Below are 22,858 nucleotides of genomic sequence, written 5' to 3'. Positions count from 1 at the left end.
TCCCCCCGGGGCGGCGTGGGCGCCGCCGTACCGCTCTCCACCCGTCTGGCGGTGACGCGCCGTTGACCTCTCCCCGGCGACCGAACTCAGTGCCGAACCTGGAAGCGAACCCAGAGCCGAATCCGGGGCCGAATTTCTGTGAGGTGGCCGCGCCATGAGCTGGCTCCTGATCGCACTTCTCGGCGTGCCGCTCGCCGGAGCCACCGTGCTGCTCGTGCCGTCCGGTGCGGATACGGCGGCAAGGGAGCGGCTGCTCAGGGTGCACGGGCCGGCCGTCTCCGGGGTCACCTTCGCACTGTCGGTGGTGCTGGCCGCCGCGTTCGACCACGGTGACGCCGCCCGCGTGCAGTTCGTGACCGACCTGGCCTGGATCCCCGGCCTGGACCTCAGGTTCCACCTCGGCGTGGACGGGATCTCACTGCCGTTGGTCGTGCTGACCACGCTGCTGACCTTTCTCTGCTTCGTCTACCTGTGCCGGGGCCGCGCCGACGGCCCCGGGCAGTTGCTGAGCCCCGGACGCGGCGGTAACCGGCCACGGGCACTGGTGTTCACGCTGCTCGTCCTCGAAGTGGGCATGATCGGCACATTCCTCGCGCTCGACCTGCTGCTGTTCTTCGTGTTCTTCGAGGTCGTCCTCATCCCGATGTACTTCGTGATCGCCATCTGGGGAGGACGTGCCCGCCGGGCGGCGGCGACCAAGTTCATCCTCTACACCCTGCTGGGCTCGGTGGTCCTCCTGCTCGGCCTACTGATCATCTGGTCGCAGACCGGCACCCTGGACATGACCGCTCTGGCCCAGGCGCGGGGGACGGGCATGTCCCGCTCGGTGCAGATCATCGCCTTCCTGGCCGTCGGCATCGGTCTCGCGGTCAAGGCCCCGATGTGGCCGCTGCACACCTGGCTGCCCGACGCCCACACCGAGGCGCCCACCGTCGGCTCGGTGCTCCTGGCGGGGGTGCTGCTCAAGATGGGTACGTACGGTTTCGCCAGAATCGCGATCCCGGTCCTGCCCGACGGGGCCGCCGCTGTGGCCCCCTGGCTCGGAGCCTTCGCGGTGATCGGCATCATCTACGGCTCGTTGGCCTGCCTCGCCCAGCGCGACCTCAAAAGGATGATCGCCTACTCCTCGGTCGGCCACATGGGTTTCGTGCTCCTCGGTTTCGCCACGCTGACCCCCGTCGGGATCAACGGCGCGCTGTTCGGCAACATCGCCCACGGCCTGATCACCGCCCTGCTGTTCTTCGTCGCCGGGGCAATCAAGGAGCGCTACGGCACCTCGGACATGCCCGCCCTCGGTGGCGGCATGCTGACCCGCCTTCCCCACCTCGGTTCCCTGCTCACCTTCGCCTGCGTCGCCTCACTCGGGCTGCCGGGGCTGGCGGGTTTCTGGGGTGAGATGCTGGCCCTCCTCGGCGCCTTCGAACCGGCCACGGGCCTGTCCGGCCCCCTCTACCTGGTCTTCATGGCTCTCGGAGGTCTCGGCACCGTGCTGACCGCCGCCTACTTCCTGCTCATGCTCTCCCGCGTCACCCACGGCCGGAGCACCGAGACCGTCCACGTCCCGATCCTCGCCGCGGCCGGCACGGATGCCCTCCCCTCCACGGGCCCGACCGGATCCGAGGACGACGCCCTCGGATCCAGGGCGGGCGAGGAGGAGGACCTCCCCGCGGCCGCGGGTGGGGGAGACACGCACCCGCCGGGAGCGGTGAGCGCGGGCAGGCCGCAGATGCCCGACGTCATGGGCTACGAGCTGGCCGCCTGGGTGCCGCTGATCGCGTTGATCCTGCTGTTCGGGCTCTGGCCCAAGGCGCTCCTCCTGCTCACCGATCCGGTGGTCCGGACCCTGGTGGGGGCACCGTGATCCAGTCGATCGACTACTACGCGGTCGCGCCGCTGCTGATCCTCGCCCTCACCGCCGGGCTGGTGCTGCTCCTGGACGCCTTCCTGCCCCGCAGGCCGTACGTCCGGCCGGCGCTCGGCGCGGTCACCCTGGCAGGGGTGATCGGTGCCCTGGCGGTGGTGGTCTCGCAGGCACTGCGCACCGGAGACCCGCTGCGGACCTTCTGCGTGCCGGAGGGGTTGCTCGGCTCCCCGCACGCGGTGATCGGTGCCATCGCCCCCCTGAACACCGAACAGGCGGTGAATCCGGCCGCCGCGGCGCCGTGCTCGTTCGTGGTCGACGACTTCACACTGGTCTTCGCGGGACTCGCACTGGCGGCCGGAATCGTCGTGGTGCTGCTCTCGGCGGCAGAGCTCTCCTTCGGGGACATCCCCGTCGGCGAGTGGTACTTCCTGCTGCTCTGCACGCTGGCGGGTGCCGTCGCCCTGCCCGCCTCCCGTGACCTGATCATGCTGGTGGTCGCCCTGGAGCTCGTCTCGCTGCCGGTGTTCGCGCTCACCGCGCTCAGACGCTACGACGGCCGGAGCTCCGAGGCCGCGGTCAAGCTCTTCCTGGTCTCCGTGGTCTCCACGGCGGTGATGCTCTTCGGGGTCTCCCTGCTGTACGGGACGACCGGAACCGTCTACCTCGACCGGATCGCCCAGGCTCTGCAGCAGCGTGTTCTCGGGGCGCCCGGCCTGAGGCTCGTCCTGGACGGTGTCGACACCGCCTACGCCTCCTCACTAAAGATCGGCTACGACCTGCCCGCCGTGGTCACCGTGGCGGTGGTGCTGGTCCTCGCCGGGTTCGCCTTCAAGATCGCGGCGGTGCCGTTCCACGCGTGGGCGGGCGATGTCTACCAGGGTGCGCCCATCCCCGTCGCGGCCCTGCTCTCCGTCATCTCCAAGGCTGCCGGGTTCGCCGGACTGATCCTCATCCTGGTCGTCGCCCTGGGCGGCCAGGGCGCCATCTGGGTCCCGCTGATCGCGATCATCGCCGCGCTCACCATGACCGTGGGTAACCTCCTGGCCATGCGCCAGCGCCATGCGGTGCGGCTGCTCGCCTGGTCGTCCGTCGCCCAGTCGGGCTACATCCTCGCTCCCCTCGGCACCGGGCGCCACGAGGCGATGAACGCTTCGATCGCCTACCTGGTCTTCTACGCGGCGATGAACCTCGGGGCGTTCGCCGTGGTCACGCTGGTGTCGAGGCGCTCCGGCAGGGGGGAGTTGGACGACTACCGGGGCCTGGCGTTCCGGAACCCGGTGGCCGGACTGGCACTGGCCTTCTTCCTGATCTGCCTGGCGGGCCTGCCCCCGGGGCTGGCCGGGCTCTTCGCCAAGATCGTGGTGTTCCGGGAGCTTCTCGGCGGTGGCGGCGGCTGGCTGGCCGTGGTGATGGCGGTCAACACGGTCGCGGGCCTCTACTATTACATCGCCTGGGTGGTGCGGATCTTCACTCCGGCCACCGAGGGCACGGAAACGGCCGGCCGCGCCGCCGGATGGATACCTGCCGGTGTGGCGATCGCGGTGGCCGGGATCGTCGCGGTCGCGTTCTCGGTCGCCCCCCAACTGGTCCTCGACCTCGTCCCCGGAGCACTGATCGCCGCGGGCTGAAACACCTGGGAACGTTTGTCCTGGCTGGAAACGTTGTCACAGGTGAATCGGCATCAACCGAAAGGGGGGTGTAGTGCACCACAACGGTCTGCGTACCGCGGTCCTTCTCGGCGCACTGTCCGCGGTGATCATCGTGGTGGGGGCGTGGTTCGGAGGCGGCGCAGGCGTGCAGATCGCGGTTCTGGTCGCGCTGGTGACCAACGGTGCCGCCTATTTCTTCTCCGACCGCATCGCGCTGTCGGCCATGCGCGCCCGGCCGGTGAGTGAGGTCGAGCAGCCGCTGCTCTACCGGATCGTGCGTGAGCTCTCCACACAGGCCCGCCAGCCCATGCCCCGGCTCTACGTCTCGCCGACCATGCAGCCCAACGCCTTCGCGACGGGGCGCAACCCTCGTAACGCCGCCGTCTGCGTCACCTACGGGATCACTCAGATACTCGACGAGCGCGAGCTGCGCGGTGTCATCGGGCACGAGCTCTCCCACGTCTACAACCGCGACATCCTGATCTCCTCGGTGGCCGGAGCGCTCGCCACCATGATCACCTATCTCGGCTACGTCGGGTTGTTCTTCGGCGGCGGAGAGGACGACGAGGGTCCCGGATTCATCGGCGCACTCCTCATGATCGTGCTGGGCCCGGTCGCGGCCGGGATGATCCAGATGGCCATCTCCCGCTCCCGCGAATACCAGGCGGACGAGTCAGGGGCTCGGCTGACCGGCGATCCGCTGGCACTCGCCTCGGCACTGAGAAAGATCGAGATGGGCACCCGCCATCTGCCCCTCCCGGAGAACGGGCGGATCGCCTCCGCCTCCCACCTGATGATCGCCAACCCCTTCCGCGGTGCGGGGCTCGGCCGGATGTTCTCCACCCACCCGCCCACCGCCGAGCGCGTCGCCCGCCTGGAGCGCATGGCCGGGTACCGCCGCTGACCGCTTGCCGCCGCTGACCCCGCCGGATGAGGCGGGTCAGGGCGTCAGACCGGTGATGATCGGGTTGTGGACGGATCCGGGCACGATGAAGCCGCCGATCCGCTCCGTCCGGCCTGACTCCGGGTCGACCCGATACCAGGCGTAGCGAGTGCCTCCCCCTCTCCTTAACCTGCGCGGGGTGACCGTCTGCAGGTCGAGGTGGCCCTTGCCGTTCCAACGCAGCCTGGTAGGGGTCCTGCCACGGGGCACGGGGATGGGGCCGTGCCTCAGCGCGCTGCCCGCGGACACGTTCCACAGGCCGATCCCCGCGTCACGCGCCGTGAAATGGGCCACGGTCTCCCCGTCAGGACCGAGCGCGCCTCCCACCGGGACGCGTCCCCACTCGGCGAAGGGCGACATCGAGTAGATCCCCGCCTGGAACGAGTCATCCACCACCAGCACGAACCTCGCGTCGGGGCTGAAGCTCCAAGGCCGCAGCCCCGGCGGCACCGGGACACTCTTACCGCTGTACGTGTCCAGGATCCGGTGCCCCCACCGGATGCCCAGCACCACGTACCGCCCGCCGGGAGAGAGTTCGATCCGCGCCGCGCGCATGGCGCTCGACCACTTCACGCCGGGCACCGTGCGTATCTCGCCGGTCGTCATCTCCCGTACCACCAGCGCCCCGTCGCCGAGCTGGAAATAAGTGACATACCTACCGTTGGGCGACAGGGCCAGCGGAGCCCGTTGCCTGCCCCTGGAGAACACCCGGGCGTCGGTGAGGCTGACCACCCTGCCGCCGCGTACCCAGAGCTTCCACGGAGCACAGACGCATCCGTCGAGCCCCGCGTACCGGACCGGAGACCTCGCGCCCCCGGCCTGGGCGGGGACGCCCGCCCCCATGACCACGACGACCACGACGACGCAAACACTCAAGCGGCGGAACAATCCCACTGAGGCCCCCCCGAGTCTTCCGGACATTCGGGGGGCGTCCGTTACGTACGGGCTACTGTACGCCTCGGTCAAGGCTGACCGGCTGCCGTCATGTGCCAGGCGACATGAGAGTGTCAGCGGGCGTGCTCGCCACCGCAGCATGGTGACGCAGGGCCGACCACAACCGCTGACCGCCGATACCGCCGACGCGCGCAGCAGGGCACGGGCGAACACCGGCTTTTGGAAACACACTCGTTGTGCCTGGTAACACACTGACTCACGATGATCATGTCAGCGAATGTGACACCAAGCCGGACTCACCGTTCCGTGCCCACCGGACCCTCGGTGTCAGCGGCGGTGCGGCCGGTGTGCACTCCGGCCGGTCCTTGCCTCGTCCCCGGGATGGCGAAATGCCCTGCCGGTGTTGCGGTCATTCCGTGCGCCGGCGTGCCTGTCTTACTTCGCGGTCGATTGCCCAGGCGTCCGCTACCGGGCCCACGTGCCCGAGCTTGTCGGGATTGATCACCGAGCGGATCGTCTGGATCTGCCCGTCGAGTACATCGAGCGCCAGGATGTGGAGCACCTTGCCGTCCCGGTCGCGGAAGATCGCGCCCGGCTGGCCGTTGACCTCGTGCGGCTCGAACGTCACGTCGATCCGGGCCAACCGGGGAAAGAGGGAGGCAAGCAACCGGGCCACGTTCTCGGCGCCGATGACGGCCCTGGCCAGCTGCGGGGCCTTGCCGCCGCCGTCACCGACCATCGATACGTCGGCGGCGAGCAGTTCCCGCAGGCCGGCGACGTCGCCTTCGCGGAGGGCGTCGAAGAACCGCGACGCCAGTTCCTCCCGCTCTTTGCGGACCGCTTCGAAGCGCGGCCGCCCGGCCTCCATATGCCGCCGCGCCCGCACCAGCAGCTGCCGGCACGCCGCCTCCGATCGCCCCACCGCTGCGGCGACCTCGTCAAACCCGAAGCCGAACACCTCCCGCAGCACGAACACCGCACGCTCCAGCGGGCTGAGCCGCTCCAGCAGCAGCAACGCCGCCATCGACACCGAGTCGGCCAGCTCCACCGACCGCGCCGGATCCTGATACGGATCGCTCAGCAGCGGCTCGGGAAACCACGGGCCCACGTACGCCTCCCGCCGCACCCGCGCGGAGCGCAGCACATCGATCGAGATCCGCGTCACCGCGGCCGACAGAAGAGCCTTGGTCGACGTGGGCCGGGTCGCCAAGCCGTCATAGCGCAGCCATGTCTCCTGCACCGCGTCCTCGGCCTCACCCACACTCCCCAGAATCCGATAGGCGATCGAAAACAGCAGCGGCCGCAGCTCCTCGAACTCCTCGACCTTGCTCACGCCGAACCCCCTCCCCTTGAACCCCTCTCACCCGGCCGTACTCGCCGGCGCAGGCATCTTCTGGTGATCATCCGAGCCGCCGGCACGCCAGAGTAACGCCCCCGAGCCCGGGGGCTCGGAGCCCGCAGCCGGACCCCGAGTCAGTTGCCGATGCCGTTCAGTGGAACTGCCCGGGCACGTAGTCGCCGGCCGGCTGCCGGGTGATGATGTTCAGCCGGTTCGCCGTGTTCATGAAGGAGACCAGGAGCACCAGGGCGGCGAGCTGCCCCTCGTCGTAGTGCTTGGCGGCGTACGCCCACACCTCGTCGCTGACCCCACCGGCCGCATCCGCGACCCGGGTCCCCTCCTCCGCCAGCTCCAGCGCGGCACGCTCGGCCTCGGTGAAGACCGTGGCCTCCCGCCACGCAGCGACCAGGTTCAGTCGCACCGAGGTCTCGCCGGCAGCGACGGCCTCTTTGGTGTGCATGTCGATGCAGACGGCGCAGCCGTTGATCTGACTTACCCGAAGCGCCACCAGTTCCTGCGTGGCGGTCGGCAGCGGCGAGTCCTTGAGCACCTTTCCCGCCGACATGAAGTACTTGAGGACCTTGCCGGCGGTCGGGTCGGCGAAGTAGTTGAGTCGCGCGTCCATGGTGTGCTCCTCTGTGGTCGTTGATGGCTACACCCCCTGAGACGGGGTAGCCCGACCCCCTGTGACATAGACGAATGTGACCTGCGTCTCCCGGCCACCGAGCCCGGCCGGCTCGGCGTCGATCTGCTGGGCGCGCTCGCGCAGGGCCAGGTCCGGGCGGGTCGGCAACGCCTCCATTTCGGCCCGAGGCAGCGCCCGGGTCCGGTCCGGTGCGCGTGCCCGGCGGCGGAGGCGGCGCAGTGGGTCACCGGTCAGCCAGTCCTGATCGCGCCACCACCCGCACGCCGAGCCTCATCTACGGCTTCCGCCGAAATCCGGTCCGATCCTCCCCGAAGGCCTCTCCTGACACCACGCACAGGCCCACCCGCGGGTCTGGGAGCATCAGGCACGGCGAACCGAACGCCCGCGCACTGACACCCTCGTGTCGCTTGGCATCATGGGTGTCATCCGACCTCGGAGAAAGCCCGGTCGGACCAGGGCGAAAAGGCCGGTCCTCAGGGGCCGGTCCGGGTGAGGCGGTGGTCTCAGGAGTGCTGGGTGACCGGGTCGGTCTCCTCGGAGGAGAGACCGGGGATGCCGTCGATGCTCTCGCGGTTCTTCTTCGCCCGGTAGGCACGCCGCTCCTGGACGTCCTTGCGGCCCGCCCACTCGTCCAGCAGCGTCCGGTCACTGTCGAAGGACATGAACGGCACGGAGAAGCCGCAGGAGTCGGCGATGCGGTCGCAGTCGACGACGATGATCGACCGCACACCCGGGTGCGGGCCGAAGCTCTTGATCAGTGTGGCGAAGTCAGGGCTCTCCGGTACGACGACCCGGCCGGTGCCGTACAGGCGAAGAATGTTGGGAGGGCCGGAGAAGGCGCAGAACATGACCGTGATCCGGCCGTTCTGGCGGAGGTGGGAGATGGTCTCCACCCCGCTGCCGTCCAGGTCCAGGTAGGCGATGGTGGTGTCGTCGAGAACGGCGAAGGTGTCGGCGTATCCCTTGGGGGACATGTTGACGTGACCGCCCTGCTCGGGAGCCGTCGCCACGAAATAGACCGGCTGCGCTTTGATGAACTCGCGCAGCCGGTCATTGATCTTGTCATGAATTTTCCCCATAAAAGCGAAGATAATTCACGGTCACTCGCCGGGCAGCCACCAGACCCACGCGTTCTTCCTGAGTCTGAAGGAGTCCAGCTTGTGAGTGCTCCCGGTCTCGGCGTTCAGCGTTCGCTTCACGGCGGAGCCCAGCTCGCCCTCCTGGTCGCTGCGGCTGGTCCAGAGGGTGAGCGAGCCGGCCGTGTCCCAGGAGAGACGCTGCGCGGCCTCGCCCTTGGGCATGCCGATTCCGATCGCCTCGGAGACGGTGTCAGAGGACAGGTCATAGGTACGCAGGCGGGGCCTGCTCGATTCGCTGGAGATGACCAGGGCCACGGTGTTCCCGTCGTCGGCCAGTGCGACAGGCGCGTTGTTGGACACGATCTGCGGGATGATCTGGCTCGCCGTCCTGTTGCCTTCGGCGTCGAAGACCACGAACTCGGTGGTGTTGTCATCGGTGAATCGGGAGGTGAGCAGGTACTTCCCGCTGGGGCTGAAACCCATCAGGCTGTTCTTCGGCGGCAGCTTGGCCGTCTCGCCGGTCTTCAGGTTGATGACCAGGGTCGGCAGCCTGTTCGCGGCGTCATAGTAGTCGACCGCGATGGCCGAGCCGTCAGGAGAGAGCGTCGTGTCCACGTCGCTCTGGCCGATCCCCTTGGGCAGGCTCGCGGTACCACCCGGCAGCGGGTGGACCTTTCCACTGCTCACTTCACGGACGACGAGTTCGCCGCCCTTGAAGTAGTTCACGAAGCGGCCGTCGTCGCTGATGGAGATCGAGTTGCTGGCGGTCCTGTCCACCTTGCCACCTGCGGACCTGGGGTGGACCTGCGCGTCGGGCAGCTTGACGGTCTTCCCGCTGCGCAGGGTCAGCATCCACGAACCGCAGGGGACGCTGCCGTCTCCCTTGGGGCAGCTCTTGAGCCAGGCGTACCTGGCCGGGTTGTCCGTCTTCGCCGCTGCCGGAGTGGCGATCATGCCGGTGGCCGCTACGGCGGCGACTGCGAGTACGGCGAATCCGTGTGAGGGTCTCATCGGTGTTTCCTTCCGTCCCCCTGATAGATGGGGCCCCGGCGGGAAAAGTTGCGTCAAGAGCCGGCGAAAGGTCCGGAGAGACGGTCGCGCCGCGGAAGCGGAAGGGGGACCGGGGCCGGTTCTCGGCCACCGGCATTTCAGGTAACCCGGACTGGGCCTCGCTGTGGAATCGTCAGGGAACCTCTTCCGGCCGGGTGGCCAGGGCGCGCAGCCGGGCACGGATCCCGGCGCGCGAGCGCCGGTACGCCAAGGCGTCGTCGAGCAGCAGCGCGGCCGAGTTCGCCGCGGTGGCGAGCGCGTCGAACTCGAACGCCAGCTGGGCCGGTTCGACATCCGCGTCGAGCTGGCCGAGTTGCTGGGCGTCCTGGATGGTCTGCTCGTACAGGCGCAGCCAGTCGCGGCGTGCCTGGGCCAGCAGATCGCGGATCCGGCCAGGCCGTGAGTCGAACTCCGCACCCGCCGCGTAGAAGAAGCAACCGCCGGGGAAGACCCGCCGTTCTGAGTAGTCGAGCCAGCCCCCGCACAGCTCGACCAGGCGTGGCAGGCCGGGCGCGGTCCGCAGCGCCGGCTTGACCACCTCGCGGGTGAAGACCTCCTCGGCAGCCCGTACGACCGCGATCTGCAACTCCTCCTTCGAGCCGAAGTGTGCGAACAGCCCGCTCTTGCTCACCCCGAGGTCGGTGGCGAGGCGCCCGATCGACAGCCCTTCGAGCCCGTCCTGGGACGCGATGGCCATCGCGCGGTCCAGGATTCGCTGCCGGGTCTGGTCCCCGCGCACCACACGCCCGTCCTGTGTCATCTCAACCGTTCCCGTCCACTGGATCCCGTCGGCACAGCGGCTCGTCACTGATCGGCGACAGCCGGTGCGGAGACCATACGCGGCGGGCTGCCCGAGCCGTGCTCCCCGGCGCGACCGGCCCGCCGTGGTCCGGAGCCGAGCAGTGCCGGAACAGCTGTCGAGCATGTCCTTCGCGAGTCAAACTTTAAGCACGAACGTTCTGTTAAATCAACCAGACAATTTCCAGCTTGATGGGTGTTGATAGCACGATCGTTCGTTCTTATGCTGTCGGCAGGCGGGTCGGCCACCAGCTGGGCCGGACCGATGCCCAGAAAGGCAGTGAACGTGACCGAAGACGTCTCAACCGATGATTTCCACCTCCCGGCGAAGGAGGCCGACAGGCTCCTCGCCACCGCCCCGTGGAAGCGGTTCGCGGTGCTCGGCGACAGCCTCGCCGAAGGGCTGGGCGAGCCTGCCCCCGGCTACCGCACCCTGCCCTGGGCGGACCGGACCCAGGAGGCGCTGGCCCGGTGCCGGCCCGACCTGGCCTATGTGAACCTCGGCCTGCGCGGCCTGGTCGCCGCCGAGGTGCGGGAACAGCAGCTCGGCCGGGCACTGGACTTCGGGCCCGACCTCGCGGCCGTGATCTGCGGGGGCAACGACCTGTTCCGCCCGGTGGTCGACATGGACGCGGTCGAGGGCGAGCTGGACGCCATCATCGGCGGATTACGGGCGGCCGGTGCGACAGTGATCACGTACCGCCTCATGAACATCGCCTCGGCCATCCCTCAGCTTGAGGCGCTCAGTCCTAAACTGCTGAGGTTGAACGAGCGGGTGAGCGCGGTCTCCGCCAGGCACAGCGCGCTGGTCGTCGACATGTGGAGCCACCCCGCCTGCGCCGATATCTCGACGTACAGCTCAGACATGATCCATGCCTCGATGCGGGGCCACGCCCTGCTCGCCGCGGAGACCATCAGACGACTGGGCCGTCACCTCGCCTCGGCCTGAAGGGCGCGTGCGTCCATCGCTGGAACCGTCGCGGGCACCCGCTGAGCATGGCGGTGCGTTTTCGGAAGCAGGAAGCCGTCCGGTCGCGGTGGACCATCCGATACCGGGTGGCTCTGGGCCACTCAAGCCTCATGATCGCTTTGAACGCGTCCGGAGGAGAGTGGCCCGAAGCGCCTGTCGTCGACTCCACTCTCGGCAGCGTGCATCTGAGAGTGGAGGGCGGTAACCGTGCGAGTCACGGCTCCGCCCGGCCCTCGGTCTACCGGTAGTTGGTGAACTGGAGGGCGACCTCCAGGTCCTTGCCCTTGAGAAGGGCGATGACCTCCTGCAGTTCGTCCCTCTTCTTGGAACTCACCCGCAGCTCATCACCCTGGATCTGGGCCTTGACCCCCTTGGGCCCCTCATCCCGGATGATCTTCGAGATCTTCTTGGCCTGCTCCTGGTCGATGCCCTCCTTGAGGGTGATCAGAAGGCGGTACTCCTTGCCGGACAGCTTGGGCTCGTCCGCGTCAAGAATCTTGAGCGACAGGCCACGCTTGATCAGCTTGTCCTTGAACACGTCGAGGACCGCGTTGGCGCGCTCCTCGCTGTTGGCCTTGATCTCGACGGCCTTCTGACCACCCGACCAGGCGATCGTCGCGCCGGTACCCTTGAAGTCGAACCGGTGCCCGACCTCCTTGACCGTCTGGTTCAGCGCGTTGTCGGCCTCCTGATGATCGATCTTGCTAACGATGTCGAACGATGAATCCGCCAAAGCCCAATCCCCTTTGAACTGCTGGAACTATCACCCGCTGCCCGGCTCCCGAATATCGCGGTCCGCGAACCGCGGCGGCGTCCGCGAGCAGGTTCGGTAGACGCGTACGTAACGGATCAGCCTATCCAGCATCTCCTGTCAATGCTGGGGCGGCAGTGTGTCCCGCCTCGCCCACAGCGTGTCGTCCCACTCCGCTACCCCGCTCCGCCGTCCCACTCCACGGCCGGCTCTCCCTCAGGTCACCCCCGGCCCGCCCGCCTCACCCGCCCGATACCCGCCGCCGAACCCCGTATCACGCCCGTATCGCGACGTCCCTCCTGCCTCGCCCGCCCCGCTCAAGACCGGCACGAGCGACAACGCCCGCCCCAAAAGTCCCAGTGTGCCCATCTATCGGCGGGTGCCCTCCGCGGATGTCACGACCCCACTGGAAGTCCGCTATTCTTTTCCTGTCGCCGCGGCACGCGGAGGACGCGGCAGGTTGCCCGAGTGGTCAAAGGGAGCGGTCTGTAAAACCGTCGGCTCAGCCTACGCAGGTTCAAGTCCTGCACCTGCCACCAGGGATTTCCCCAGCTCAGAGCCCCGCGAGGGGCTCTTTTGCTTTTCCGGGACATGCAGCCGTATGCCGCTCTGAGCGGCCCTATGTCGGTGGTCGCGCAATATACGCGCAATGATCTTGAGGCTGTTTTCCCAGGTGGCATCGGGCTTTCCGAGTGCCGTACGGGCGAGAACCGGCCCTGGAACGCCGAAGGGTCCCGGTGGTGTCCGGGACCCTGGTCGTGCGGTGTGCGTCTCATGCGGTCAGCGCGTCACTGATCCGCTGGTTGGCGATCTCTTTCTGTCCGTCGAGGCACTTGGCGTAGACCCTCAGCAGGACGTCCACGCCATGGCCCGCCCGCTCGGCCACGTCGGGAGCGGGGACGCCCGCGTTGAGCCAGAGCGAGACCGCCGCGTGCCGCAGGTCGTACGGCCGCCGGGCCAGGGGAGAGGCGACCTGAGCCGGAGTGAGAGCGAGTGCCCGTGCCTCCTGCCAGACCTCGGTGTAGGCCGTCGAGGCGATCACGCCGCCGCGCTCGCTGCGGAAGATGCGCCCGTCCGCGCCAGTCCCGTACTCGTCGATGTGCTGCCGCAGGATCTTCACGAGTTCGGGAGGGATCGGCACCGGCCGGACGTCGGCATTGCCTCGGTGCTTGAGGCCCCGTTCCTCGTGGGCATCCCCGCTGTCCGTCCACTGCCTGTTGACCTCGGGCCGGGAGACGTCGATCGTCAACCGTCCCCAGCCTTTCGCGGGCAGGTGGCAGTCCTGGAGACGCAGGCCGACCGCCTCACCCGGGCGCAACGCCGCGTAGTACATGCAGGCGAACAGCGCCATGAGTCGCCGGCCCCGGCCACGCCTGCCGACGTAGGTGACCATGGTCAGGAGTTCCTGAGCCTGCCGGGGGTTGACCGCGACGCGAGGATCAACGGTCTCGGTGGTCTTGGGAGGCTTCCACCTGACCTTGTGCAGCGGGTTGGCCGCCAGCTCTTCCAACTCCACCGCGTACTCCAGCACGGCATGGAAGACGGCCCGCTTACGGGCGATCGTGTTCGGCGCCGCGGCCTTGCCGTCCAGACGAAGGGCGAGCGCATCCAGCGCCAGCCGCACGACCTTGGTCTCGCCCAGGTCCACCAGGTCGAGAGAGGCCGCCTCAAGCCAGCGGATCGCCTGCGCCATCTCGGCGGGAACGTCGAGGCTCTTGCAGTTCGGGAGGAGCGCGTACTTGCGGAGGGCGGTTCGCAGGGTCTCGGCATCGGGACGGCCGGGCCGATCCTTGGTCAGCGCGGGGAGCACCGTCGAGAGCGCGTCGGACATGCTGTCCCGGCTCTTGGCCGCCGCGTGAGGCCACTTCATGTCGATGTAGGCCCGTACGAACTCGAAGACCGTCCGGGCGCTCTTGGCCTGAAGCATGGAGAGCGGGAGCCCGGTCTCCATGTCGAAGGCTTCCCCCCGCTTCGCTGCCTGCCGCAGGTCCGACAGGAGGTTCTCGGCGAGTGCCTTGGTCCGCAGGGTCTTCGACTTCTGGCGACCACCGACCTTCCAACGGGTCACGTAGGACGGCGTCTTGCTCGTCTCGTTCCGGCGGATCTCCCAGAACTTCACGTCGTAGGAGGTGTTCACGCCGCCTCCCGAAGAGTCTCAAGCCAGGCCGTGAACTCGCTGCGGTAAATGCGGATCTCGCCGTTCGGGAGCTTGAGGCCCTGCGGAGCGTGGCCGATCTCCCGCCAGCGGTAGAAGGTGCGCCGGGACACCCCGCCGAGTTCGTCGAGGATCTCCGGAACGGTCATGAGTTGGTCGCGGTTCTTGCTCATGCCGCCTCCCGAGTCTCGATTACCGAAAGATCTGAAACGGGTTGTCCGTCCGCTCTGGCTTGAAGTTCGATCAGGCGTGCGCGGGTGCGCTGACGGTTGGCGACTTCGCGCAGCAGGCGTTTGGCCAGCGGTGTGCGGTTGGGATCCTTGGAAGAGACCGGCCGCCAGACGTAGCGGTGCGGGTCGGTTACCGTCTCGTCGGGAAGGCCGAGCATGTCGAGTACCCAGGCCCGCCGGTCTTGCTTGTGTTCGCGCAGGGTCTTGTTGGACCACTTGCGTGAGACCAGGACCCGACGGCCCGCGTAGCCGAGGTGTTCGGCCTTGTGTGCCTTGCCTTTGCACCGGCCCGGCAGCATGCCCGCCTTGGCGCCTTTGGGCTGGATGCCGTAGCGCAGCCAGTTCGGACACGTCGGTGAGCACGGTTCGTAGCGCAGTGCTTCGACCATCCGCACGGCGTGGTCACGACGGGCCTGGTTGTCTTGGTCGTCAGGGTCGAGGGGGTCACCGAGGTTCTTGGTCAGGTACTTGGTGAGGTAGCCGATGCGCTTGTGTGCGTCCGGTGATCCGGCGACGATGCCCTGAACATCGACTTGAGGACCGAAGCGCACCACGTGCAGGGGTTCGGCCGTCTCGTCGGTGTCGAGCTGGTCGAGGGCTTCGTCCCAGGTGGGCAGCAGTTCACCCGTGACAGGGTCGAGGTAGTCGCCGCTCTGTCCATCCGGGTAGGTGGCGCCGTCACCCAGCTCGGCTCGTTCCGCCCAAATGGGCAGGTGGTCACCGTCGAAGCGGACTTCATCGACCGATGGCCACCACACCTGGTGGTAGGTCGCGGCGGCAATGGCCTTGATCTCCGCGCGGGGCATGGTGCCGCGGATGGCCATGTGCAGATGCGGAGCGAGCCTCTTTTGTGGTTCGACGGTGGCGAAGTACTGCACGTCGTAGCCGGCCACCCGCCGCAGGTTCTGCACGAACCGGTCGACCAGCTTGGAGAAGTGCAGCGCATCGCGAGCCGCCGCCGCGTAGTCGTAGGTGCTCGGATCGACCGGCACGCCCAGACCGGAACGGATCTTGCCGTAGGAGGGCAGGGTGAGCGTGACGAACAGGGACGGCCGGTAGACCCTGCCATCGGGGGCGATGAAGGTCCGGCCGAGGGTGGTGTCCTGCTTGGCCCGCTTGGGCAGGTCCGGCGCATCTTGGCGCCGCCTTGTCGAGCGGGAACGCTTGGGAGCCGTCCGCCCGCCCAGGACGTTGCCGCGCATCCCAGCGGCGTTGATCTCCGCATCGATCCCGGCTATTGCCTCGTCCCAGTCGAGGGTGTCTTCCCCATCCTGCTCAGCCTCGTCCCGTTTGGCCTGCACGTCGGCCCGGAACTCGATCAGCCACCGCTGGTCTTCGGTGGAGGGATGGGGTTCGGCGATGGGTTCGTGATCCAGGTGCCAGCCCTCGCGGCACTGGGCTTTGCGCAGCTGCTTGTTGCGCTGAGCGCACGGCGGGCACTTGGCTTCCTGGGTGGTCCCGCAGGGGATATTGAACGACTCGGTCATGCCGGTGTGGGTGTCAAGGCGCCGCAGTTCGAGGGGGCGGATGCAGACCCCGTTGAGTTTGGCGACTTCCACCGCGACGTCCAGGGCAAGGGGCAGAGTGTCACGGACGAGGCGGGGAAGAGTGCGGTCGGAGCCGTCCGGCGAGGAGATGGATGGGGAGGTGGGGGCGTCGGTCACCTGTCCTCCTCTGGGGCGAGCACGTCGGCGGTGAACCGGTAGGAGGCGCTGTAGGGGTCGCGGCGCAGCCGGATGTTGACCAGGTTGGACAGCACCAGCTCAAACCGTGGCGGGGAGTCGACCAGGGAGCCGAGGAGGCGGAAGGGGATCATGTCGATCTCGGCGAGGGTGCCCTGAATGATGATCTTCACTGGTTTGCCTCCTCGGCGAAGTCGGCGACCATGGCGCGGATGTCGGCATCGGAGACGTAGCCGGCACGGGCACGGATCGGGTCGGGCGAGGTTTCCAGACGGACGTAGCCGATGCCTGCCCCTTGCTCGGGAACCGGGGAGATGTGATCGGCCAGCGCGCCTCGATCGCGTGCGCCGTCGCCGAGGACCATGTCCACCTGCTCGGACTCGTCCAGCCGGAGGGCGATCTTGTCGGGGAACAGGTTGCGGACGTTCATGACCTCCTTGCGGGGGTCTTGGAGGGCCGCCATGACGCCGAACCCGACCGCCCGGCCCTGCGTGGTCAGCGTCGCCAGCGCAGCCGAGATACGCAGTTTCAGGCCCTTGTCGGATTGGTAGGCGGTCAGGAACGCCACCTCGTCGACCACCACCAGGACGAACGGGTCATCGACGGTGGGCGTGTGGGAGCGCTGAACTCCGGCGAACCGATCGGCCCGCTTCTGCATGATCGACACGGCCGCTTCCAGCAGATCGGCGCAGGCCGCCGGACTCGCGGCGTACCGGGTGCTGAACAGGTCACGGCCGAAGGACAGTTCCATCCGCTTGGGGTCCAGCGCCCAGACCTGGACCAGACCCGTCCGAACCGCAGGCAGCAGACCCCGGATGACAGACCAGATGATGGAGCCCTTGCCCGCTCCGGTGGCACCGGCCACCAGGACATGAGTGCCGTGGACCTTGAGTCGCCAGGGGGTACCGTCCTCGCACCGGCCGATCTCGACCGGCCCGACCGAAGCCACCTGGGGGATCGGCAGCGCGGGTAAGGGGGTGGCCAGCGGATCACGCCGAGGGAAGACCAGCAGCAGCCGGCCCGACCGGGCGACGGTCACTCGGCACGAGGTGGCGCCGAACCCGTGGGCTAGGTGCTCGATACGGTCGGACCAGTCCTTGACCGCTTGGCCGCTGATCATCTTCACCGTGACCAGATCGGCCCACGAGGTGCAGGTGACGCGGACGAGGTGAGGCAGATAGTCCCGGCCCTGAAGGTGACGGCCGAGCCCAGAGATGATCATCACTGGTTGCCAGTGCCGCCGGTAGACCCACACCAGCCGCCACCAGGCCAGCAGTCGCCAGCCCATCCAGCGGTTGAACGAGGCCCGATCGAAGAACGGCCACGGAGCCAGCAGTGAGATGGGAACGGTGACGGCGACCAGGGCGACGCGCCAGCCGTACAGAACACCGAGTACGGAGGGCACGGCGAGCAGGGCCAGGGCGATCGGGTGACGCCAGATGAGCCGAACGATTCCGGCCAGCAGCCGCCACAGGAAGATGGTGATGGTGAAGATGGCCGGGGTACGGACCACGGCCGGGCGGAACACTATGGCGGTGTCGGGGGTCGTGGAGACGAGGGTGCGCGCCTCGTCGCCGGGCAGTTTTTTGAACATTAGGCTTGAGACCTCTCTTGATTCGCGTCTGGGGAGAACCGAGGGGCCGCCGGAATGCCAGTTCCAGCGGCCCCGCTTCGTGTCAGGCCGCCTTGCCCTGCTCGGACTCGTCGACCTGGTGGAGGCCGGTGGACTGTTCGGTGTGCAGGCGCTCGCAGTCGGCCAGGTAGCGTGCAGCTGCTTCGGCGATCTGCCGGGCGAGGGTCACGTCCCGTTCGGTGACCGGTCCGCCGCCGGTGGTGGAGATGATCACCTGTGCCTCACAGGAGGACAGGTGCAGGAACGGCCGCCCGCCCTCGGCGCCCAGCACCGTGACCGACAGGTACGGAGTGCGAAACGAGGTGTCGAGCCGGGTGCCGTCTTCGTCGAACGTCACCACGGCGCGGGTGTAGGGAAGGTGCTCGCTCACGCCGCCACGTCCTTACCGGCCGAAGCCTTGACCGGAGCCGCCGCGGTGCGGGGAGGGCGCATCGCGGTTGCCCGGATGGACCAGGCCAATCGTCCGGTGTTCTGGGCGACGTAGGCGGTGGCGGTCATGCCGTCGAACTCCACCGGCACGAACGGCAGACCCGGCAGCGCAGCCGGAACGATCGGCTGAACCGGGGACAGGATCTTGACCGAGACCGTCTTCTGTCCGGCCTTGACGGTCGGATCGGCGTCCATGACCGCGACCTGCCACACCAGTTCCCCGGTGTTCTTGTCCTTGGCGTAGACGGTGCGGCCCTTGGACGAGGCGTCGAAGTCCTTGACCTGCTCGACCTCGCCGACGATGAAGCAGCCGTGCGGGAAGACCTGCTCGAAACGGACGGGGATGGGGCCTTGGATGGCCATAGCGCAACAACTCCTCTTCTTGGTTGGCCAGTCTGCTTGACTGACCAAGTTGCTTCTACATTAAGCACGAAGCCCGCTTGGTTAGTCAAGTGCACCAAGCGGGCTTCGTGGGGAAAGTTGGATTACCGGATCGGGTAGGCGTCTTCCAGCTCGTGAAGATCACCGGGGAGTACGGTCTCCACCACCACCCACGGCTTGCCCGTCGCATCGCAGGCGACGGCGTACACGGCCAGCAGTGCAGCTGAGTTCTTCACGCCCAGGAGTTTGCGTTCCTCAGCCGTGGGGTTGCGCGCGGTGATGTGCTCGATGATGTGATCCAGGGAGACGCCGGCCGCGCTCTCCACGTAGCGCCGGATGCCCTGCCGCAGATCGGCCGACTCCGCCAGGGCCGTACCCTCGGCGACAGTGGCCGGAACCCAGGTGGCGGAGATCTCGGTAGGTTCGCCGTCGCGCTCCACCAGGATCTTACGCAGCACGACCGCGGATTTCTGCTCCAGACCGAGATAGGCGGCGATGCGGTTGGGAGCCTCCACCGGTCCGGCCGCCAGCAGCTTGCTCGCGGCCTGGGTCTCTGTCCGGTCGAGGAGCTCGCGGCCCGTGCGCGCCTTCTGGTCCTTGGGGATCGCCGGGCGACCGCGCACGAAACGGCCCTTGCCTTGCTGGGTGACGATCCATCCCTGGTCGCGCAGTACGCCGAGAGCCTTGACCACCGTGGGCCGTGCCATGCTGAACTCCGCCATGAGCGTGTGTTCGCTGGGTAGCAGCGAGCCCGCCGGATACTCGCCGGAGTCGATGCGCCGCTCAAGCTCGGTGATCAGTTGCGCGTACTTGGGAGGCGTGTACTCAAACGACATTGAAGCCTCACATTCAACATGCTTGCCTAGCCAAGCAGGCTATCAGCGCATGTCGACGATGCGAAGCCCTTCGACCGACAGGAAGCCCTCACCCCATGACGCGGCGACACCGAAGACCGAGGCCAGCCATGCCGCCGCGCCCGCCTATCGGGCCTCACCGGAGAGCAACGCCCTCCAGATATCGCTGGCCTGCCGGATCGGCCATCGATAGGTCTCGTGAACTTCCGGACTGCCGTCCAGTTGGAGCGTGCGGCGGATGAACCCCTGTCCTCCGGCCTGGCACAGCTCATACAACGTGGCCCGGCACCGGCAGGTCCAAGTGATCACCCGCAGGCGCGTTGTCCACTCGTCGGGGGTCAGCCAGACGAGCCGCGTGTGATCACGCTGCGGTGTGGACACGTGTGGGCTCAGGCAGCCCGTCAGCTCGATCACTGCGGAGCACAACCAGTCGGACCGGGAACCGGAACAGGCCCCCGCTCGCGAAGCTCAAGGCAACGATCGGCCACACGACGCGCGGCTGTCACCGGATCATTCGCGGGGCAGAAGGCGTAGCGCCGACGTCGAGCCCGCCCTTCCTCCTGTCCGGCCCACCAGCGAAACACCCGGCCGTCGGTCCACACGACCAGCCCGAACCAGACCGACACCAGCGCCAGCCCGTACCCGTCATGAACATCCGAGGCGATGTTCAACGCGGCCAACTCAGCCCGCAGACACCGCGCCGCCCGCACCGGCGTGATCGCTTTCTGTCGGCTGATGGCCGGAATCCCATTCCCGCTCATCAGGCCGCCATCTCGCCGGAGCCCAGGCAGTCGAAGCACTCGATGCGGACCGGCTTTACGACCTGGCCGTCAATGCGGCACTCGACATCGGCGCGACTCCTACGGATCCACCGCCAGCCACGGCCGCAGCAGGTCCCGCACCCCTGATCCGTCGACTCATCCTCGGCAACCATGGATCAAGGGTCGTCATCAGGGGCCGGCCAACCCATCCCAGGCCGGAATCCTTGCCCCGAATAGTCGATATCCCTTGACGGGATAACTCGCAGCGGCAAGCGTTGGGTATTCGGAAGCCGAGGCAGTAAGGGGAGATAGCGCGTATGCCAGCAGATGCGACTAAACCAGTCGTTATCCTGCCGGAACTGTGGCAGCGCCCGGAAATGCTAACGGCTCTCCGAAATCGCAATATCGGCCAGGTATTTCAACTAATCCGCCAGTACACCGGGGTCAGCCAAACCCGCATCGGCACCGCCGTGAATCTCAGCCAGGGCAAGATCAGCGAGATCATGAGGGGAACGATCAAGGTCACCTCGTTCGAGGTGTTCGAGCGCGTCGCCGACGGCCTGGACATGCCCGATTCCGCCAGGCTGGCTCTCGGCCTGGCACCGCGACGACTTCCCGCCATCAGCCCGCATCCCCAGCGCACACCACCATCTGACGAAGCGGTGCCGTCATCAGGCACAGGTCTGTTGACCCCGTACCTGGCCAGTTTGACCGGAGCGTCCAGCCGCCCCGTCATCTCCGGACTCCGGCACGTCCTCACCGGCCACATCCAGGCCGAGGCCATCATGGGACCGCTCCTGTTGATCAACGCCGTTCAGGACCAGGTGCCCGTGATCGGGCAGGTCTGCCGGGTGACCCGGGGAGCCGACCGCGCCGAAGCCTTGAGTTTCGCCAGCGAGCTACTGGAATTCTGCGGATGGCTGCACCAGGACCTGGGTGATTTCACCCGCGCCACCACGTGGACCAACAAGGCCCTGGACTACGCGATGGAACTGGGCGACCAACGCGTCATCTCCTACATCCTCATGCGCAAAAGCATCATCGCCACCGAGGCCGGCGACTACGGCCACGGCCTTGGAATGGCGAACGCAGCATTGGCCAACCCCGATGTCCTCACTCCCCGGCTCAGAGCGGTCATCTTGAGAACCCGCGCGACAGCCAACGCTTACCTCGGAGAGGCAGCGGACTCCGCTCGTGATTCAGAGATGGCCCTCGTCGAAGCCACCGCAGGGATGGTGCAGAGCGAGAGCGACCGTGCCCCGTACTGCACTCCCGCCTACATCGCCATGGAGACCGGCGCGACCCGCGTACTGCTGGGCGAGGCCACCGCGGCCATCCCGATATTCGAAGCCAGCCGCTCCCAATGGCCCGAATCCAGCCAGGCGCGCGACCATGTGCTGTTCCTGACCCGCATGGCCACCGCCTACGCCATAGCGGGCGAGCGCGAACAAGCTTGCGCAGTGACCGAAGACGCTCTGTCCCGCATGCAGGCCCTTCGATCCAGCCGAGTCGCCGGCCAGCTCACAGCGCTACGCGCTCACCTGGCCCGATGGTCGACAGATCCGTACATGGCAGACTTGCTCACCAGGGTCGACATCCTCTCGGAGTCCTTCTCCCTGCCAGCATCCCAGCCACAAGGAGACCGGTGACCCCCTTGCTGCCCACCGCGACCACCACCGAGGAACGACAGCGCAACGCCCAGGTCGCGATCCTGCCCGTCGGCAGCTTCGAACAGCACGGTGACTACCTACCGCTCAGCACCGACACCATCGTCGCGACCCTGATAGCCCGCCAGATCGCCGACGCCTACCCCGTACTGCTGCTTCCGCCGGTGACGATCTCCTGCTCGCACGAGCACAGCGCCTGGCCGGGAACCGTCAGCATCTCCGCGCGGACCCTGCACGCGATCGTCACCGACGTCTACGACTCCGTCACCCGCTCCGGACCCGCGGCCCTGGTCGTCGTCAACGGCCACGGCGGCAACTACGTGCTGAGCAACGTCGTCCAGGAAGGCAACGCCGAAGGCCGCCACATGGCGCTGTTCCCCTCCCGTGAAGACTGGAACGAAGCCCGAGCCGCCGCCCGGCTCACCAGCTCCATGCACGAGGACATGCACGCCGGAGAACTGGAGACCTCCCTCCTGCTCCATGCCTGCCCCGAGGTGATCCGCCCCGGCTACCACTCCGCCGACTGGATCGCAGACGACCGCCGTCATCTTCTAACGAAGGGCATGCAGGCTTACACGGACAGTGGAGTCATCGGCCGCCCCTCCCTGGCCACTGCCGAAAAAGGCAAAGCCCTCCTCGACAGCCTCACCAACAGCTTCGGCGACGTGCTGGATCTCTTCGCGAAGCCCTGAGTAACGGCACACCAGCCGATCACGACCTGAGTCACTGCCGAATTGTTCTCATGGGGTATCAAGGCGGCGGCGCGGCACGCCGCCGCACGGCCCGCCGCCCGCCTGCCGTCCGGGCGTGCGGCGTGGGCGCCGGTCCCGGCCGGCGCGGGACTCAGGGCCGCGCTCCGCACCCAACACTCGCCGTACCAGACCGTCACTCGCCGCACCGGGGCCGCACCGCCGCCCAGGTCTCGCCCTTACGATCGCCTGCCTTCGGTCGATCTCCCCGCATGGCCGGGGGCGATCGACGATCCGATGCTTCGTTCCTAATGACGGTGCGGGCGCGTTCCCCGGTCGGGGGGCGGATGCCTTCTTCGTTCCGGGATCTTTGAGTCCTTCTTGCTGAGACTGG

Annotated in this window: 22 protein-coding genes and 1 tRNA gene; 7 read left to right on the top strand and 16 right to left on the bottom strand. The window is 67.7% G+C overall.

Annotated elements, in window-relative coordinates:
• Window positions 1-154: 154 nt before the first annotated feature.
• The 3 genes from ABZU75_RS23835 to htpX all read left to right on the top strand — a co-directional run bounded on the left by ABZU75_RS23835 (window position 155) and on the right by htpX (window position 4,417).
• Complete coding sequence (locus tag ABZU75_RS23835) at window positions 155-1,861, top strand: NADH-quinone oxidoreductase subunit M (RefSeq protein ID WP_355558077.1); 1,707 nt, start codon at window positions 155-157, stop codon at window positions 1,859-1,861.
• Window positions 1,858-3,492: an NADH-quinone oxidoreductase subunit N gene (locus ABZU75_RS23830; protein ID WP_355558074.1), complete on the top strand. Its 1,635-nt coding sequence runs from the start codon at window positions 1,858-1,860 to the stop codon at window positions 3,490-3,492. Before ABZU75_RS23835 ends, ABZU75_RS23830 begins: the two co-directional genes overlap by 4 nt.
• 73 nt (window positions 3,493-3,565) lie before the next feature.
• Window positions 3,566-4,417, top strand: a complete 852-nt coding sequence (gene htpX, locus ABZU75_RS23825) for a zinc metalloprotease HtpX (protein ID WP_355558071.1) — start codon at window positions 3,566-3,568, stop codon at window positions 4,415-4,417.
• A gap of 36 nt (window positions 4,418-4,453) precedes the next feature.
• On the opposite strand, the gene ABZU75_RS23820 is transcribed toward htpX, so the two are convergent.
• The 7 genes from ABZU75_RS23820 to ABZU75_RS23790 form a co-directional block, all read right to left on the bottom strand.
• Window positions 4,454-5,332, bottom strand: a complete 879-nt coding sequence (locus tag ABZU75_RS23820) for a hypothetical protein (protein ID WP_355558068.1) — start codon at window positions 5,330-5,332, stop codon at window positions 4,454-4,456.
• Between the two features lie 427 nt (window positions 5,333-5,759).
• Window positions 5,760-6,683: an RNA polymerase sigma-70 factor gene (locus tag ABZU75_RS23815; protein ID WP_355558065.1), complete on the bottom strand. Its 924-nt coding sequence runs from the start codon at window positions 6,681-6,683 to the stop codon at window positions 5,760-5,762.
• Between the two features lie 157 nt (window positions 6,684-6,840).
• Complete coding sequence (locus tag ABZU75_RS23810; protein WP_355558062.1) at window positions 6,841-7,314, bottom strand: carboxymuconolactone decarboxylase family protein; 474 nt, start codon at window positions 7,312-7,314, stop codon at window positions 6,841-6,843.
• 27 nt (window positions 7,315-7,341) lie between these two features.
• The gene (locus ABZU75_RS23805; protein ID WP_355558059.1) at window positions 7,342-7,482 is read right to left on the bottom strand and encodes a hypothetical protein; all 141 of its coding nucleotides are present in this window, start codon (window positions 7,480-7,482) and stop codon (window positions 7,342-7,344) included.
• A 356-nt stretch (window positions 7,483-7,838) separates the two neighbouring features.
• On the bottom strand, window positions 7,839-8,414 hold the full coding sequence (locus tag ABZU75_RS23800) for a pyridoxamine 5'-phosphate oxidase family protein (RefSeq protein WP_355558056.1): 576 nt from the start codon (window positions 8,412-8,414) through the stop codon (window positions 7,839-7,841).
• Between the two features lie 21 nt (window positions 8,415-8,435).
• Window positions 8,436-9,425 carry a hypothetical protein gene (locus ABZU75_RS23795; RefSeq protein WP_355558053.1) on the bottom strand — a complete coding sequence of 330 codons (990 nt, stop codon included), beginning with the start codon at window positions 9,423-9,425 and terminating at the stop codon, window positions 8,436-8,438.
• 172 nt (window positions 9,426-9,597) lie between these two features.
• Window positions 9,598-10,206, bottom strand: a complete 609-nt coding sequence (locus tag ABZU75_RS23790) for a TetR/AcrR family transcriptional regulator (RefSeq protein WP_355558050.1) — start codon at window positions 10,204-10,206, stop codon at window positions 9,598-9,600.
• A 342-nt stretch (window positions 10,207-10,548) separates the two neighbouring features.
• On the opposite strand from ABZU75_RS23790, the gene ABZU75_RS23785 reads away from it, so the two are divergent.
• Window positions 10,549-11,211: an SGNH/GDSL hydrolase family protein gene (locus tag ABZU75_RS23785; protein WP_355558046.1), complete on the top strand. Its 663-nt coding sequence runs from the start codon at window positions 10,549-10,551 to the stop codon at window positions 11,209-11,211.
• Between the two features lie 259 nt (window positions 11,212-11,470).
• On the opposite strand, the gene ABZU75_RS23780 is transcribed toward ABZU75_RS23785, so the two are convergent.
• Window positions 11,471-11,965 carry a YajQ family cyclic di-GMP-binding protein gene (locus ABZU75_RS23780; RefSeq protein ID WP_355558044.1) on the bottom strand — a complete coding sequence of 165 codons (495 nt, stop codon included), beginning with the start codon at window positions 11,963-11,965 and terminating at the stop codon, window positions 11,471-11,473.
• Between the two features lie 472 nt (window positions 11,966-12,437).
• Here ABZU75_RS23780 and ABZU75_RS23775 point away from each other — a divergent pair.
• Window positions 12,438-12,522 (top strand) — tRNA-Tyr (locus tag ABZU75_RS23775).
• A gap of 233 nt (window positions 12,523-12,755) precedes the next feature.
• Here the strand turns inward: ABZU75_RS23775 and ABZU75_RS23770 are convergent.
• The 8 genes from ABZU75_RS23770 to ABZU75_RS23735 all read right to left on the bottom strand — a co-directional run bounded on the left by ABZU75_RS23770 (window position 12,756) and on the right by ABZU75_RS23735 (window position 19,329).
• On the bottom strand, window positions 12,756-14,120 hold the full coding sequence (locus ABZU75_RS23770; protein WP_355558041.1) for a tyrosine-type recombinase/integrase: 1,365 nt from the start codon (window positions 14,118-14,120) through the stop codon (window positions 12,756-12,758).
• A complete protein-coding gene (locus tag ABZU75_RS23765; protein WP_355558038.1) occupies window positions 14,117-14,311 on the bottom strand; it encodes a helix-turn-helix domain-containing protein in 195 nt (64 codons plus the stop codon). The genes ABZU75_RS23770 and ABZU75_RS23765 overlap by 4 nt, the downstream gene beginning before the upstream one ends.
• The gene (locus ABZU75_RS23760; RefSeq protein WP_355558036.1) at window positions 14,308-16,032 is read right to left on the bottom strand and encodes a replication initiator; all 1,725 of its coding nucleotides are present in this window, start codon (window positions 16,030-16,032) and stop codon (window positions 14,308-14,310) included. Before ABZU75_RS23760 ends, ABZU75_RS23765 begins: the two co-directional genes overlap by 4 nt.
• Complete coding sequence (locus ABZU75_RS23755) at window positions 16,029-16,223, bottom strand: hypothetical protein (protein ID WP_355558033.1); 195 nt, start codon at window positions 16,221-16,223, stop codon at window positions 16,029-16,031. Before ABZU75_RS23755 ends, ABZU75_RS23760 begins: the two co-directional genes overlap by 4 nt.
• A complete protein-coding gene (locus tag ABZU75_RS23750) occupies window positions 16,220-17,644 on the bottom strand; it encodes an FtsK/SpoIIIE domain-containing protein (protein ID WP_355558030.1) in 1,425 nt (474 codons plus the stop codon). The genes ABZU75_RS23755 and ABZU75_RS23750 overlap by 4 nt, the downstream gene beginning before the upstream one ends.
• 82 nt (window positions 17,645-17,726) lie before the next feature.
• Complete coding sequence (locus ABZU75_RS23745; protein WP_355558028.1) at window positions 17,727-18,053, bottom strand: hypothetical protein; 327 nt, start codon at window positions 18,051-18,053, stop codon at window positions 17,727-17,729.
• On the bottom strand, window positions 18,050-18,475 hold the full coding sequence (locus ABZU75_RS23740) for a plasmid replication, integration and excision activator (protein ID WP_355558025.1): 426 nt from the start codon (window positions 18,473-18,475) through the stop codon (window positions 18,050-18,052). The genes ABZU75_RS23745 and ABZU75_RS23740 overlap by 4 nt, the downstream gene beginning before the upstream one ends.
• Before the next feature lie 122 nt (window positions 18,476-18,597).
• Window positions 18,598-19,329, bottom strand: a complete 732-nt coding sequence (locus ABZU75_RS23735; RefSeq protein ID WP_355558022.1) for a GntR family transcriptional regulator — start codon at window positions 19,327-19,329, stop codon at window positions 18,598-18,600.
• Between the two features lie 1,096 nt (window positions 19,330-20,425).
• On the opposite strand from ABZU75_RS23735, the gene ABZU75_RS23730 reads away from it, so the two are divergent.
• A complete protein-coding gene (locus tag ABZU75_RS23730; RefSeq protein WP_355558019.1) occupies window positions 20,426-21,757 on the top strand; it encodes a helix-turn-helix domain-containing protein in 1,332 nt (443 codons plus the stop codon).
• Window positions 21,754-22,467: a creatininase family protein gene (locus tag ABZU75_RS23725; RefSeq protein ID WP_355558016.1), complete on the top strand. Its 714-nt coding sequence runs from the start codon at window positions 21,754-21,756 to the stop codon at window positions 22,465-22,467. Before ABZU75_RS23730 ends, ABZU75_RS23725 begins: the two co-directional genes overlap by 4 nt.
• Window positions 22,468-22,858: the final 391 nt, after the last annotated feature.

It is taken from the genome of Streptosporangium sp. NPDC005286 (assembly GCF_040607515.1).
Lineage (GTDB): Bacteria > Actinomycetota > Actinomycetes > Streptosporangiales > Streptosporangiaceae > Streptosporangium.
The sequence above is the reverse complement of the archived record's forward strand: the minus strand, read 5'-3'. Positions and strand labels throughout refer to the sequence as shown.